The organism is Vogesella mureinivorans, assembly GCF_007644035.1.
Taxonomy (GTDB): domain Bacteria; phylum Pseudomonadota; class Gammaproteobacteria; order Burkholderiales; family Chromobacteriaceae; genus Vogesella; species Vogesella mureinivorans.
The window spans coordinates 1-268 of record NZ_VMTV02000962.1; the positions used below are offsets into that span (position 1 = coordinate 1).

General features: G+C 59.7%; 1 protein-coding gene. It reads left to right on the forward strand.

Features of this window, described 5'->3' with window-relative positions; all coding sequences use genetic code 11:
• Positions 1–268: DUF2264 domain-containing protein (locus FLQ44_RS21345; protein ID WP_147695974.1), on the forward strand; the 268-nt coding region annotated here is incomplete at both ends.

Below are 268 nucleotides of genomic sequence, written 5' to 3' on the forward strand. Positions count from 1 at the left end.
GCCTGACCTACCGCTTTGCCATGGTTGCCTTCTGGAGCGCGGTGGCCTTTTCTCAACTGGACGTCTTCACCCCGGGCATCGTGAAGGGCATTGTGCTGCGGCATCTGCGCTGGTGGCAGCAGCAGTCGATTGTCGATCGCGACGGTATTCTTACCCTGGGGTTTGCGTATCCGAACCTGGCGATGTGCGAGGATTACAACTCCCCCGGTTCACCGTACTGGGCGCTGAAAACCTATCTGATCCTGGCGCTGCCGGAAGCACACCCGTT